This is a genomic window from Ectothiorhodospiraceae bacterium BW-2 (genome assembly GCA_008375315.1).
Classification (GTDB): Bacteria; Pseudomonadota; Gammaproteobacteria; order Thiohalomonadales; family Thiohalomonadaceae; genus BW-2.
Window position 1 is genome coordinate 1,666,764 of sequence record CP032507.1, and the last position, 15,311, is coordinate 1,682,074.

11 protein-coding genes are annotated in these 15,311 nt (G+C 52.4%); 3 read left to right on the plus strand and 8 right to left on the minus strand.

Features of this window, described 5'->3' with window-relative positions; genetic code table 11:
* Positions 1-21: 21 nt before the first annotated feature.
* The 8 genes from D5085_07990 to D5085_08025 all read right to left on the minus strand — a co-directional run bounded on the left by D5085_07990 (position 22) and on the right by D5085_08025 (position 11,093).
* On the minus strand, positions 22-840 hold the full coding sequence (locus D5085_07990) for a CbbQ/NirQ/NorQ/GpvN family protein (protein QEP43059.1): 819 nt from the start codon (positions 838-840) through the stop codon (positions 22-24).
* Positions 837-2,144, minus strand: coding sequence for a CDP-6-deoxy-delta-3,4-glucoseen reductase (locus tag D5085_07995; protein QEP43060.1), 1,308 nt, complete (start codon positions 2,142-2,144; stop codon positions 837-839). Before D5085_07995 ends, D5085_07990 begins: the two co-directional genes overlap by 4 nt.
* Positions 2,145-2,312: 168 nt before the next feature.
* Entirely contained in the window at positions 2,313-3,779 is a 1,467-nt protein-coding gene (locus D5085_08000) for a potassium transporter (GenBank protein ID QEP43061.1), read from the minus strand.
* Between the two features lie 22 nt (positions 3,780-3,801).
* Positions 3,802-5,175, minus strand: coding sequence for a Trk system potassium transporter TrkA (gene trkA / locus D5085_08005; protein QEP43062.1), 1,374 nt, complete (start codon positions 5,173-5,175; stop codon positions 3,802-3,804).
* Complete coding sequence (gene rsmB, locus D5085_08010; protein ID QEP45099.1) at positions 5,172-6,455, minus strand: 16S rRNA (cytosine(967)-C(5))-methyltransferase RsmB; 1,284 nt, start codon at positions 6,453-6,455, stop codon at positions 5,172-5,174. Before rsmB ends, trkA begins: the two co-directional genes overlap by 4 nt.
* Before the next feature lie 45 nt (positions 6,456-6,500).
* A complete protein-coding gene (locus D5085_08015) occupies positions 6,501-7,469 on the minus strand; it encodes a DMSO reductase (protein QEP43063.1) in 969 nt (322 codons plus the stop codon).
* Positions 7,470-7,485: 16 nt separating this feature from the next.
* Positions 7,486-8,211: a 4Fe-4S dicluster domain-containing protein gene (locus D5085_08020; protein ID QEP43064.1), complete on the minus strand. Its 726-nt coding sequence runs from the start codon at positions 8,209-8,211 to the stop codon at positions 7,486-7,488.
* Between the two features lie 2 nt (positions 8,212-8,213).
* Positions 8,214-11,093 carry a formate dehydrogenase gene (locus D5085_08025; GenBank protein QEP43065.1) on the minus strand — a complete coding sequence of 960 codons (2,880 nt, stop codon included), beginning with the start codon at positions 11,091-11,093 and terminating at the stop codon, positions 8,214-8,216.
* 204 nt (positions 11,094-11,297) lie between these two features.
* On the opposite strand from D5085_08025, the gene dnaA reads away from it, so the two are divergent.
* From dnaA to recF, 3 genes are all read left to right on the plus strand, one after another.
* On the plus strand, positions 11,298-12,662 hold the full coding sequence (gene dnaA / locus D5085_08030) for a chromosomal replication initiator protein DnaA (protein QEP43066.1): 1,365 nt from the start codon (positions 11,298-11,300) through the stop codon (positions 12,660-12,662).
* 269 nt (positions 12,663-12,931) lie between these two features.
* Complete coding sequence (locus D5085_08035) at positions 12,932-14,083, plus strand: DNA polymerase III subunit beta (GenBank protein ID QEP43067.1); 1,152 nt, start codon at positions 12,932-12,934, stop codon at positions 14,081-14,083.
* Between the two features lie 19 nt (positions 14,084-14,102).
* Entirely contained in the window at positions 14,103-15,290 is a 1,188-nt protein-coding gene (recF, locus tag D5085_08040) for a DNA replication and repair protein RecF (GenBank protein ID QEP43068.1), read from the plus strand.
* Positions 15,291-15,311: the final 21 nt, after the last annotated feature.

Consider the following 15,311-nt stretch of genomic DNA (forward strand, 5'->3'; position numbering starts at 1 on the left):
TAGATGGGGTAGGGGCTAAAGCTAAAAAATCGATGCCGATAGCTCGTCTATCGCCACCAGCATCTCGCTATCGTCAGTCAGTGCTTGGGCGATGGCACTATGACACGCCTCTACCGCCGACACGCCACTGGCTATCAGTTTAGCGGCATGAACTAGGAGTCGGGTGCTGGCCCCCTCATCCAAACCACTCCCTTTAAGATTACGGGTCATGAGGGCAAATTTAACTAGCTGCTGCGCCATGGTGGCATCTATCCCCGACTCGGTGGCGACAATGTCAGCCTCCAACTCGGCATTAGGGTAGTCAAACTCTAGCGCCACAAAGCGCTGCCGCGTACTCTGCTTCAGATCTTTTAAGACGCTCTGGTAACCTGGGTTATAGGAGACGGCTAGGGCAAAAGCGGCTCCCGCCTCCACCAGTTCGCCGCGCTTTTCAATCGGCAGTACTCGTCTGTCATCGGCTAACGGGTGGATGACTACCATGGTATCTTTACGCGCCTCGACAATTTCGTCCAGATAGCAGATAGCCCCCTCTCGTACCGCTCTCGTTAAGGGGCCATCGATCCAGACCGTCTCCCCACCGCGAATGAGGTAGCGGCCTACTAGATCAGAGGCGGTGAGATCGTCGTGGCAGGAGACGGTGATGAGTGGTCGCTGCAATCGCCACGCCATATACTCCATAAAGCGGGTCTTACCGCAGCCAGTCGGCCCCTTTAGTAGCACGGGCAGACGGTTCGCATAGGCCGACTCGAAGATGGCTACCTCGTTGCCAACCGGTGCGTAGTAGGGCTGTTGGTGAATCAGAAAATGGTCTATTGAATCCACAGTCTCTCCTAATTCTATTCGCTCTTTTGGGGGGCAGCTAGCTCGAAGGCGTCGGAGTAGCAGTGGTCGGCGCTCAGGCCATTGGCAACGAGCCTATCCCGCGCCGCGTGCACCATACTGGGGTTACCGCAGGCGTAAACTTCGTAGCTGTTAAGATCGGATATCTCTTTAACCACCTGCTCCTGCACAAAACCGGTGCGCCCTTGCCAACCAGCTTCGGGGTTGGTCAATACCGGCCGATAGTGAAAATGGTCATAGCTCTGCTGCCACTTCTCTACTAGCTCGTGCATGTAGATCGCCTGCTGGTTATAGGCCCCCCAGTAGAGATAGATCGGGCGGGTTAGGCCTTCGGCCACTATATGCTCAAAAATCGCCTTCACCGGACCAAAACCGGTGCCGGTGACCAGAAAGATAATCGGTCGTTCTGACTCTTCTCGTAGATAGAAGTTACCAAAGGGGCCTTCGATACGAATTATATCTCCTAGCTGTAGGGTATCGAACAGTCTATCGGTAAATTTGCCATCGGGTACATGGCGAATATGGAACTCTAATAGCGCATCTTTATGGGGGGCATTGGCAATCGAAAAGGCGCGTCTCTGTTCATTATCGATAAGAAAATCGACATACTGTCCGGCCATATATTGCAGACGAACCTCTTCTGGAAGTTTTAATCCTAGCTGCATCACATCTTGACCTAAGCGCTTCATTAGCGCAATTTTGGTCGGCATCTGCTCGACAGGTAGCGCGGCCCTCCCCTTTAGTTTGGCCCGCACGACCAGATCGCCCTTTGGTCGAGCCAAGCAGGCTAAAATTTTATCTGTCGCAAAACTGCCATCTGGCTGCTCTAGTGCCCAAGGTTTGGTCGGATAGCTCACCTCGCCACTCACTATCTCTAACTCACAAGCACCGCAGTTGCCGCCACGACAGCCGTAGGGGAGGGGGATGCCGAGCCGAATCGCCGCATCGATCAGACTCTCGTCCGCTTCGACCCTGAACGCCTTGCCGCTAGGCTGGAGGACGACTTGATGAGCGCTCTCTTTGAGCGATAGAGCGCTAGGCAGCTTAAGCTCTAGTTTAAGATCACCTTTTGCTTCAGCAACGCAGGGTAACCCCTTTCCCTCTACTCGATCTTGCTCTGAGAGCGCCATCGGATCGTCACGATAGTCAATATCGCCCTCAATTTTACACTTACAGGCACCGCAGGCACCGCCACGACAGCCGTGGGGGAGCGCAATACCCTGCCGTAGGGCGGCATCTAGCACCAGTTCGCCGCGATTCACTGTAAACTCTGTTCCGTCTGTGAGCGTTGCTTTAAATGTCATTAAACCGTAACCTTTTTTTCAATACCTTCGCCAAAAAGTTGGGGATGGCAAGGGGCTATAGTGGTAAGCTTAGGTAGAATCAAAAACCAGCCAACACATAGGAGCCTCTGCCCACGCCCGACATTATGCAACTTTTGAGCTGTTTGATCCACGCAGATTTAACCGATCTCAACGACGCCAGAAGACCGGAGTGAAGATGACCAACAGGGTAAATATCTCCAGTCTTCCTAGCAGCATGGCAAAACAGAGTACCCACTTCGCCGTATCGGAGAGGGTGCCGTAGTGGTAGCCGACCTCACCATGCCCTGGCCCCATGTTGTTCATGCAAGCGGCGACCGCAGAAAAGGCGGTCACCTGATCCAGTCCGGTTGCCATCAATGTCAGCATCATCATGCTAAATAGCGCAACATAGGTGGCCAAAAAACCCCATACCGCGCTAATCACCTTATCTGGCATCGGCTTGCCGCTTATCTTAATCGGGATCACTGCATTAGGGTGGATCAATTTTGCCACCTCCCGCTTGCCCTGCTTTAGTAGCAGCACAAACCGAATCACCTTCATGCCCCCTCCCGTTGAACCGGCACAGCCGCCAATAAAACTGGCAAATAGGAGCAGTACCGGTAAAAAGCTAGGCCAGTTATGGTAGTCGCTGGTCGTAAAGCCGGTCGTGGTAGTCATGGAGACGGTCTGAAATAGGCCATGTAGCGCCGATTCATACAATGAGTCGAAGTGACCGCTAAAGTAGAGATAACCAACGGTAATCACCCCCACCCCTAACAGCACCATAATATAGACCTGCAACTCCTCATCCAGATGGTAGGGGGCGGTGGTACGGCCACGCCAAGCCATAAAATGGAGCGCAAAGTTGATCCCGGCCACGAACATAAAGATAATCGCTACCACCTCAATCATTGGGGTATCGCTGTAGTAACCCATGCTGGCATCGTGGGTCGAAAAGCCGCCAATGGCCACAGTGGAGAAGCTGTGCCCTATCGCATTAAACAGCGTCATGCCCGCCGCCCAGTAGGCTAGGGCGCAGGCGACAGTTAAGCCTAAATAGATATACCATAGCGCTTTGGCCGTTTCGGCGATTCGGGGGGTGAGGCGACTATCTTTCATCGGCCCGGGCGCTTCAGCCCGATAGAGCTGCATCCCGCCGATACCGAGCATCGGCATCACCGCTACCGCTAACACCACAATCCCCATCCCCCCCAACCACTGTAGCTGCTGGCGATAGTAGAGAATCGAGTGGGGAAGTTGATCAATCGTAGTGATGACCGTCGCCCCAGTGGTGGTTAGCCCCGATACCGATTCAAATACCGCATCAGTCACCGACATATCAGGGATATCAATAGCGTGGTAGAAGATAAAGGGCAGCGCACCAAACAGGCTCAGTACCGTCCAAAAGAGCACCACCACCATAAAGCCATCTCGCAGACGCAGCTTTAACTTGACCCGACGCAGCGGCCAGTAGAGCAAAAAGCCACTCACTAGCGTCAACAGAAAGGTTTTAACAAAGGGAGGAATCGCCCCTTCGCTAAAGTAGATTAAGCCAACAAGCATAGGTGGTACCATCGTAAAGCTGAACAACATCAGCAAGATACCGATAATTCGCATGACAACCTGACTATGCATCGATGCGCCTTACCCTGTTTGATTAGATGAAGATCGCATCGACCTGAAATAGCTCCTCCACCCGAGGTATCAGACTCTTCTCAACAACAAAGATGATGAGGTGATCTCCAGAGCGAATGACGGTATCGTGGTGCGGTACAATCACCTCGCTCTCTCGTACAATTGAACTAATCACCGCTCCCGCTGGCAGACCGATAGCATCGACACGGCGATCAACCACCTTAGAGGAGCTGTTATCTCCATGGACAATCGCCTCAATGGCCTCTGCAGCACCGCGGCGTAGCGAGTGGACATTGACCACATCCCCCCGCCGAATATGGGCTAAAAGGCTTCCAATGGTCGCCTGTTGAGGTGAGATAGCGATATCGATCAGGCTACTTTCGACCAGATCAACATAGGCGGTACGGTTAATTAGCGCCATCACTCTACGCGCTTTAAGTCGTTTAGCTAGCATCGCCGAGAGGATATTGGCCTCATCATCATTCGTCAGGGCACAAAAGATATCGGTCTGATCGATATTCTCCTCTAGCAAAAGCTCCTCATCGGCGGCATTGCCGTGCAGTACAATAGTATTGCGTAGCTCTTCAGATAAGATACGGGTACGACTATAGCTACGATCAATTAACTTAATTTGGTAGTTGCGCTCTAGCGTCTGGGCTAATCTGCGACCGATATTTCCCCCACCGGCAATCATAATTCGCTTGACCGGTTTCTCTTTTTGGTGCAGCTCCTGCATGACTTTATGGATATCGCTACGCTTGGCAACAAAAAAGACCTCATCACCGGCATTAATTATCGTATGCCCCTTCGGTAAAATCGCCTGCTCATGGCGATAGATTGCCGCTAAGCGGGCGCTGGAGTTGGGCAGATGGTCGTGGAGATCGCGTAGCGGATGGCCGACCATCGGGCTATCGGAGAAGGCGCGAACCGCGACGAGCTGTAGCTCATTTTCGGCAAAATCGAGCACCTGTAGCGCACCTGGAAACTCAATTAAGCGGTGAATGTAGTCGGTCACTAGCTGTTCGGGGCTAATGGTGACATCGATCGGTAGGGCGGGGGATTTAAATAGCTCTGGATATTGAAAATAGTCTCGTGAGCGCACTCTGGCAATTTTGGTCGGCGTGCGAAAGAGTGTCGATGTCACCTGACAGGCGATCATGTTGACCTCGTCACTGTTGGTCACCGCAATCACCATATCGGCATCCTCAGCACCAGCAGAGCGTAACACTTCAGGGTGGGAGCAGGGGCCATGAATCGTCTTCAGATCCATCCTATCTTGTAATACGCTCAGCTTATCACTATCGACATCGACGACGGTAATATCGTTCGCCTCACTAGAGAGACTATTGGCCAGAGAGGTTCCAACCTGGCCGGCACCTAGGATAATAATCTTCATAACGCCTGTTTTAGCAGTAGTGCGTAGTAGAACCCATCCATACCATACTCACCGGGGAAAATCTGCCTACCATGGCCGATCTGCTCACCCCACGCCACCGCTACATTTTTAGACTGACAGTCGCGCTGTTGTGAGAGCCACCAGTGAATATTCTCCTCGTTCTCCTGCTTAAATAGCGAACAGGTGGCATAGAGCAGCCGCCCCCCCGGTTTAAGTAGCGGCCAAACTGCCGTTAAAATCGCCCGCTGTCGCGCCACCAAGACGGCAATATCGCTCTCTCGTCGCAAATATTTAATATCGGGATGGCGCCGAATGACGCCGCTGGCCGAGCAGGGGAGATCAAGCAATATCGCATCAAAGTATCGACCATCCCACCAACTGTCGGGATTAGCCGCATCCGCGACAACCACCTTGGCCTGAAAAGCGAGTCGGGAGAGGGTCTGCTCAATCCGCCGACAGCGCTCAGTCTCACTATCGAGTGCTAGCAACTCCAGTGTCGGTTCGAGCTCCATGAGGTGGGCGCTCTTCCCTCCAGGCGCGGCACAGGCATCTAAAATTCGCTCATACGGCTGCGGAGCCAGTAGTTCAGCAGCTAGCTGGGCAGCCCCATCCTGCACACTACAGCTACCGCTCTCAAAGCCAGGTAGCTGCTCAACCGCAACTGGCTGTGACAGGCATAACGCATGAGCCGGTAGCAGCGGTTCAGAGAGGACGCCTACCTGCTGTAACTGCGCCTGATAAGCCTGCCGACTCTGGCGCTGCTGGTTGACCCGTAGCGTCATCGGCGGGCGCTGATTATTCCCCTCGACTATCTCCCGCCACCTCTTAGGCCACTGTCTCTGTAGCTGCTCTAGCCACCACTTAGGGTGGGCATAACACCACGCCGGCTCCGCCTGCAGCGCTGCGGTAAGGGCGGTTGACTCTCGTTGCCAGCGCCGTAGTAGGGCATTCACTACCCCCTTAGCCCACGGCTTTTTTAACTGGTTAGTGACTTTCACCGTCTCAGAGAGCACCGCATAGTCGGGTAGTGAGAGCTGCTGTAGTTGATAGAGCCCTAGCGCCAGCAGAATCTTAATATCGCTATCTTTCGCTTTGAGTGGCTTTTGTAGCAATCTGTCAATCACTAACACTAACCGAGGCCAGAAGCGCAGCACCCCGTAGCTCAACTCCTGTGCTAGCGGCCGCTCACTCTCAGTCAGGTGAGGGAGCTGCCGCTGTAGTACGGTGGTTAGCGACTCGCCGCCATACAGCACCGCTTTAACCACCACCACGGCACCCAAACGGGCACTCTGCCCCCCAGCCCGACTCTCTATCGTCGGCACGATTTAAATCGTCTGATAGTAGATATTTTGCGGATGGTTCGCTTGGGCAAAGAAGAGCCAACGCTCAAAGAGTAGCCCAAGATACTGCACCATAACAGCGGCGGTCATTAGATTCGACTGCCCTAGCTGCATCCCTAGCCACAGCAGCAGTAGCGGCAAGAGGAAGGTTAATATCATCATCAGCCACTTAATTCTCTTGACCACCCCCCCTTTCACGCCATGAAAATATTCGCGAGTATTATAGCAGCCGCCCATCATCCCCATCGCTTTTTGCTGAATTTGGCTATGGCGCACACCGATGGCGCTCTGTAGGGTCGATTTTGGCTTTAAGCGAGCGTTACGAAACAGCGAGGCAAAGCGGGCAATCCACGCGATGGTGGTTATTAACATCGCAAAGTAGCCGTAGAAATAGACTAAATCCTGGGCATAGTTAGTCGCATAGCTAGTGGCCAGCATAAACCCAGAGGCGGTACCGAGTAGGGTAAAGTTAATCACCGTTAACGGGGTAGCCCACTCCCGTAAAAAGCGGATACTAGCGTAGATCATAGCGGTGGCGATAAAGAGTAGAAATATCGCCGCTGAGGTGATTGCCCCCAAAATTAGGCTAATTTGGTTACCCAGCTCTCGCCCTAGCACTACCGGATTCCACTCCAGATAGTGAATCAGCGTGTAGAGCGCCACCAGCCCCATCACCAGCGGCAGAATAATGACCTCCCGCGATAGCCAGGAGGTGCGCCACTGCGATACGGCTCGCCACGCCCGCTCTGGATGGCCTAAATGGAAAAAGGAGGCGATGAGTCCGGCAATAAGCAGCAGCAGCGAAATCGCGCCACCCACGGCAAAAAATTGGTGGCGCTGCTCAGGAATGAGATTGACCGCAGCGTAGCTCTCGCCGGTATAGAGGGCTAAAAAGAGACCCTGTCCAAGACCTATCAGGGTAGTTAAAAAGATGACAGAAAAGGCGGGATGCATGGTTAGTTCTCCTTGCTCAGAACATCCAGTCGTCGAGATTGGCCTCTTTAGTCGGCCCCTTGCGAATATCCTCTTTTCGTAGCGGATTATCCGATCTAACTAGCTCATCCGCATGGATATGGAGTTCAGTTCTGCGCCTAGGCAGATAGTGGTTCGCCGGCTGGGTGCCCCACTCCGGCATTAGGGGGTACCCACCGCGCTCACGAATTGCGGTTGAGGCCTCGGAGTAGGGGTCATGAACATCGCCAAAAATACGGGCACTGGTTGGGCAGGCGAGTACACAGGCCGGACGCCGTTCGCTCTCGGGGAGTGAGTTATCGTAGAGTCTATCGACGCAGAGGGTGCACTTTTTCATCACCTGCTGCTTCTCATCCAGCTCCCTAGCGCCGTAGGGGCAGGCCCAAGAGCAATATTTACAGCCGATACACTTATCGTAATCGACCAGTACAATACCATCTTCGGCCCTTTTATAGCTCGCACCCGTCGGACAGACCGGCACACAGGGGGGGTCTTCACAGTGGAGACAGCTTTTCGGAAAGTGGATAGTCTCGGTCAGCGGAAACTCCCCTACCTCAAAGGTCTGTACCCGATTAAAAAAGGTGCCAGTCGGGTTATGGCCATAAGGGCTATCATCGAGCAGCGGCCCCGCCTCGCCGGAGGTGTTCCACTCCTTGCAGGAGGTGACACAGGCGTGACAGCCGACACAGACATTGAGATCAATCACTAGCGCCAGTTGTGCCATCTCTACCCCTCCTTACCAAATAGTCCGGCGACATAGTTAAGCCAACTCCGTCGTCTGCCGGTTCCCGGTAGTTTTGGCATCGTCTCATAACGGGGGGCCGTTAGCGACGGCTCCCGACCATCGGCAGCATAGATCTGCACCCGTACGTCATACCACCCTGCCTGACCGGTCACCGGATCGGAATTCGATAGGTGTTCGCCGTCATATCCGGGCGGTAGCTCTTCTGAAATCACATGGTTAAGCAAAAATCCCTGCCGACTCTCATTGGCATTTGGGTCGAGATTCCAAGCACCACTCGCCTTGCCAATGGCGTTCCAAGTCCATACTGTCCCTGGCTCAACCGCTTCAGAGTAGCGAGCCAGACAGCGTACTTTGCCATGCATCGATTCAACCCACATCCAGCCACCCTCTTCAATGCCGCGGCTGCGAGCCGTTTTAGGATGGAGGTAGAGGTAGTTATAGGTGTGGATCTGTCGTAACCACGCATTTTGTGAATCCCACGAGTGGTACATCGCCATCGGGCGCTGGGTCACGGCATTAAGCGGATAGGCGGCTTGATCGGTTAGCTGCGACTCTAGCGTCTCGTAGTAGAACGGCAGCGGATCAAAGTAGCGCTCCACCCGTGCTCGTAGCCGCTCTGGTGGCTGGCGCCCAAAGGTCTTACCCTGCGCTGCGAGGCGAAACTTCTGTAGTACCTCAGAGTAGATATGGATATTAATCGGCTCGGCATAGCGGGTCATACCATGCGCCTGTGCCCACTGTAGATAGCCCTGATTCCAGTTACGCATATATTGATAGGAGCGCGGCAGGTGGTAGTGAAACACACAGTTATTCTTTTCATACATCTGCCACTGTGACGGATTCGGCTCCCCTTTAAGCGACTTCTGCCCCCCACTACCGCGCCAGCCTGCTAAAAAGCCGATACCGGAGCCAGGAGCGGTCTCAAAACGGGTCACAAAGTCGGGGTAGTTGCGATATTTACGCTCACCACTCTCATCGACAAAGATAGGTAGCTTTAAGCGACTCCCTAGCTCGATCAGCACCTCCTGAAACGGTTTACACTCACCGCTCGGGGGGAGCACTGGAATTCGTACCGAATCGACCGGGCCATCAAACTCTGAAATCGGCCTATCGAGCATCGACATCGCATCGTGTCGTTCCAGATAGCTAGTATCGGGCAGGACTAGATCGGCAAAGGCGACAGTCTCTGATTGAAAAGCGTCGGCAACGACAATGAAGGGGATCTTATATTCGCCATCCTCCCCCTTATCGTTCAACATCTGCCGTACCTTATCGGTATTCATGGTCGAGTTCCAAGCCATATTGGCCATAAACAGAAACAGAGTATCAATAGGGTAGGGATCGCCGCGCCAAGCGTTGGTGATGACATTGTGCATCAGACCGTGCACCGAGAGGGGGTACTCCCATGAGAAGGCTTTATCGATTCGCACCGGCTCCCCTTGCTCATCGACAAAGAGATCATCAGGATCGGCCGGCCACCCTAGCGGCATCCCGTTCAATGGGGTATTAGGCTGCACATCCTCAGGGGAGGTCGGGGTTTTAGGACAGGGGGGAATAGGCCGTGGAAAGGGCGCTTTATGACGAAAGCCACCTGGTCTATCGATCGTACCGAGCATGGTCATCAATATCGATAGCGCCCGAATGGTATGAAAGCCGTTAGAGTGGGCCGCTAGCCCCCGCATCGCGTGAAACGCCACCGGATTACCATAGATGCGATCGTGATCGTTACCCCAGACATCGGTCCAGGCGATCGGTAGCTCGATCCGCTTATCGCGAGCGGTAATCCCCATCTCGTGCGCTAGACGGGTGATCGTCGCCGCCGGTATGCCGGTTATCGTCTCGGCCCACTCGGGGGTGTACTGCTCTAGCCGCTCACTTAGCAGGGCAAAGCTCGGTTTTACTCTCGTGCCGTCATCGAGCTGAAACTCGCCTAAAAGGTAGGGATCGCTGCCGGGAGTATGGGTCGAAATCGGTTGATCGAGCTCTCTATCCCACCAGAGCTTATTTTGCGGATCAAAACAGCCCTCCTCTTCGGGTATTTCGGTACGAATAAACATCCCATACTCGGGGCTAGCGCTATCCATATTGACCAGTTCGGCGGCGTTGGTGTAGTTGATCAAAAAGTCGCGATCATAGAGACCTGTTTTTAGGAGGAGATGGCAGAGCGCTAGCAGCAGTGCTCCATCGCTCCCCGGCTTAATCGGCACCCACTCATCGGCAATGGCCGAGTAGCCGGTTCGAATTGGATTGATGGAGATAAAGCGACCCCCATTGCGCTTAAACTGTGCTAGCGCAATCTTCATCGGGTTAGAGTGGTGATCTTCGGCGGTGCCTATCATGATAAATAGCTTCGCCCGCTCTAAATCTGGTCCACCGAACTCCCAAAATGAGCCACCGAGGGTGTAGATCATCCCAGCGGCCATATTGACCGAGCAGAAGCCGCCGTGGGCGGCATAGTTAGGGGTGCCAAAATTTTTAGCAAACATACCGGTCAGCGCCTGCATCTGATCACGACCGGTAAAAAGCGCTAGCCGTTTAGGATCGGTGGCGCGAATATGGCCTAACCGCTCCTCCAGCATACCGAACGCCTCCTCCCAGCTAATCGGTTCAAAGTCACCCTTGCCTCGCTCACTACCGGGTTTACGCTTTAGGGGGCGGGTTAGGCGAGCAGGGGAGTACTGTTTCATAATCCCCGATGCCCCCTTAGCGCAGATCACCCCCTGATTTAGTGGGTGTTCGGGATTTCCCTGAATATAACGCACCTCGCCATCGCGCAGCGTCACTCGAATGCCGCAGCGACAGGCACACATATAGCAGGTAGTATTTTTGACTTCAATACGATCAGTTACAGCAATAGTCATGGCGACTCCAGAGTTGGCCAGTGCGGAACATTTTAACAATAAACCCCCCGCATGGATATGGCCAAGATCAACTGTTTGCCCAATGAGGGCGGTAAAATCGGGATAAGTTTCTGCATAAAGCTGTGGATAAGTCGGGAGAAGCGGGGTAAACTGACGCCCCTCCCCCCTGATAACGCCCCACTGACTAGGAGAGCAGATCACCCTATGCAAATAGAAGCGGACGAGATATGGCAAAGCTGTCTGCAGCGGCTCAAATCGCTCTGTAGCGGTAGCGACTTTAACCTCTACCTCAACCCCCTCCAAGTCGAACTAAAGCAGACTCTCTTCTGCCTGTACGCCCCTAACGATATCATTCGGGAGCAGGTGCAGAAGGTCTATGCCGCCCAAATACACCAATGCCTACAGAGCCACTCAGAGGAGCTGAAGCTACAGATCAGCGTCGGTAGCCTCAAAAAAGCGCCGCTACAGGAGGAGTTGCCCCTGCCTAAACCAAGGAGTGCTCAGCCTGCGGAGAGTGAAGCCACTCCGCAAGTCGCCAAAAGCAACTTTAAAAGTAACTTAAACGACAACTATACCTTTGAACAGTTTGTCGAGGGTAAATCGAACCAGCTCGCGCGTGCGGCGGCGCTTCAGGTCGCCTCTAATCCGGGAACCGCCTATAACCCGCTGTTTATCTACGGTAAAACCGGACTGGGCAAAACCCACCTGATGCACGCCATCGGTAATGCGATTAAAAAAGATAACCCGAACAGCCGAGTCGTAGCGCTCTTTTCAGAGAAGTTTGTCCACGATATGGTCAACGGCTACCACCACGGTAAAATTGAAGAGTTCAAGCGCTACTACCGCACCCTTGATGCGCTGCTCATTGACGATATTCAGTTCTTTGCCGGCAAAGAGGGCTCCCAAGAGGAGTTTTTCCACACTTTTAATACGCTGCTAGAGGGGCAAAAGCAGATTGTGCTCACCTGTGATACGCTGCCACAGGGGGTGGAGAAGATCGATGATCGGCTCAAATCGCGTTTTAGTTGGGGGCTGACTATCTGTATTGAACCGCCCGATCTTGAGACTCGGGTTGCCATCTTAAAGCGCAAAGCGGAGCGGCTCGGCTCGCTGCTGCCCGATGATGTTGCCTTCTTTATCGCTGAAAATGTGCGCTCGAATGTGCGTGATCTAGAGGGGGCTCTAAGCCGCGTTAACGCTAATGCTCAGTTTAGGGGAAAGAGTATCGCCCTAGAGTATGCACGGGAGGCGCTACGGGATCAGCTAGCGATCGCGGCTAAACAGGTCACCGTAGATAACATTCAGCGGGTGGTCGCGGGCTACTACCAAATTCGTGTCGCCGATATTCTCTCTAAAAACCGTACCCGCTCCGTTGCTCGTCCAAGACAGGTAGCTATGGCGCTAGCTAAGGAGCTAACCCGTCACAGCCTGCCCGAGCTCGGGCGGCTCTTCGGTGACCGAGATCACACGACCGTCATGCATGCTTGCAAACAGATCCATAAATTACGCCTAGAAGATCCAACCATTGAGGAGGATTACCACAATCTGTTGAGTAAATTAACGACTTAACTGTGGATAAGATGTGAAGCGATGGGGATAGTGAACTTATCCCGATCTTATCCCACCCTATCCACACTCATAAGCGAGTAATAATACACAGCGATGGTTAAACTAACTAAATGAATTTAAACAAAAAAATTGACTTATCAACATATCAACAGCCCTAATAATAACAATAGGTATTAGATATATATAAACAATATTATTAATAATAGCCTGTGGATAGTGTGGATAAGGGTGTAGATAACTTTTGAATAACTTGTTAATAGGATAGAATCATGCAATTTACAATTTCTAAAGAGCGGCTATTACCGGCGCTACTCATGGTCAATGGGGTGATCCCCCGTAATCCGAAACAGCCCGCTTTAACCCACATGCTACTCAAAGTTGAGGGGGAGAAGCTGATATTAATCGGTACAGATCTTGATGTGCAGATTCAGACCTCAATCAGTGAGTTTAAGCCGCTTGTTGGTGAGGTAGCCTCTTTTACTCTTCCTTCGAGAAAATTAACTGATATCTGCCGTAATTTAGATGATAACTCTGATGTTAAGTTTGATATTGGTGAGAGTCGTACAATCATTCGTTCAGGAAGAAGTCGTTACACACTGACCCATCTGAGTGGTGAAAATTTTCCAGCTATGAAGAGCACTGCCGAAATGGCTCAGGATAGTGATACGACTTCATTGCGGTTAACTCTTAAAGAGTCTGATGTTAGAAATCTGCTAGCTAAGACTCAATTCTGTATGGCGACCCAAGATGTCCGTAGCTATCTTAATGGGTTGATGCTTGAATTTAATGCCCGACAGATTCATGCGGTCGCTACCGATGGCCATCGGTTAGCGGTCTATTCGATTGAGAATAGTAACCCGACCGATACGCTGCTCGATCGGCAAATTATTATTCCGCGCAAATCGGTAGCCGAGCTGTTTCGGCTGCTAGAGGAGGGGAGTGAGCAGCAGGTGACGCTAGAGTTGAGTGATAAATCGTTTTCGCTCTACTTCGGTGCAAGTATCTTTACATCAGGATTGATCGATAGTCGCTATCCTGACTACGCTGATGTCATCCCTAAGGAGAGTGATAGCTCCCTCTATATGGTGGTGAACTCTGAAAAGCTGCGTAATTCACTCATTCGTGCCTCGGTACTCTCTAATGAGAAGTATCGCGGTATCCGTTTTACCCTTAGTGATAACCAGCTCTCGCTCACGATTAATAATATGGAGCAGGAGGAGGCGCAGGAGGATATGGGTGTTGAGTTTAATTCTGAACAGCCGTTTGAGATCGGTTTTAATATCTCCTATCTAATTGAGATTTTGAATGTGATTGGAAGTGGCGATGTGCTGTTTATGTTTCCTGATAGTGAGAGTACTTCGTTAATTACTCCTAAAGATAATACCCAGCTTAAATATGCCATTATGCCGATGCAGATATAGCGTTGGGCATTGAGAGTCGGTGGCGCAGATCTCCTCTCTCTATGGCTGCCACTTTCGTTCGCTGAAGGAGTTTAGCCTCACTCCGGCAGCGACACTCAATCTGATTGTCGGCGCGAACGGTAGTGGTAAATCGACGCTATTAGAGAGTATCGAACTGTTAACCAGTGGTCGTAGCCATCTTACGCGACAGTTACGCCATCTAGTACAGCAGCCGCAACAACAGCCATTAATTAGCCGAGCTGAGTTGAAGGAGTCTAGGCAGGGGCGGCAGCAGCGGCTGGCGGTGAGGGTCGATCCGGTACAGCACTATCGATTACAAATCAAGCTAAATCAGCAGTTTATCTATCGTAGCTCGACTTTAGCTCAACATTTTCCTCATCTGCTGATTGCCCCTGAAACGCTGCAGTTGATCGATGGGCCACCGGAGTTGCGGCGCCGGTTTATGGATTGGTTACTGTTTTATCTCCATTCTGGATATCAGCAGCTCTATAGCGATTACCGCCGGGCTCTGCGCCAACGAAATCAGCTTTTGAAGCAGAGAGATACTCACCAACTTCGGTTTCATGATGCTGTTTGGGAGACTCTTTTAGCCGAAAAGGGGGAGCAGATTGCTCTGTTGCAGCAGCAAGTCCTTGAGCAGGTTTTGCAACAGTGTCGTAAGATAGTTAATCATATCGAGCTTGAGTTACCCGCAGCTGTGGCAACTCTGAGGGGGGAGGGGGTAGAGTTGGAGTATCAGCGTGGTTGGCCAGCAGGGAGAGAGTTACTGGAGATAATGCAGCAGCAGCAGCAGCACGATCTGTTGCGAGGCTTTAGCTCTCATGGCCCCCATCGTGCCGATTTTAAGTTGCGAACGGTGCTAGCAACAGCAGCAGCAGCGACCCCCGCACGACAAGAGTGGCGTTCGGTAAGTGAGTACTGCTCTAGGGGAGAGAAGAAACGGCTCAATATTCTGCTGCTATTAGCTCAGCTCGGCTTAATGATAGAGAGGATTGGGGCTCAACCGATCGTGCTGGTGGATGATCTCTTTGCCGAGTTAGATCGCGATAATGGGGAGTGGCTGCTGCAACAGCTACGGCTAAGTGGTTTGCAGATATTTATGACGATGACCGATAGCGAGCTAGCGCGGCAGCTACTACAGCCTCAGCGAGGCGAGAAACTCTTTCATGTGCAACAGGGCACTGTTAGTGAGGTGGAAGTGGTATAATTGGCTAACTAGTTAACGCTT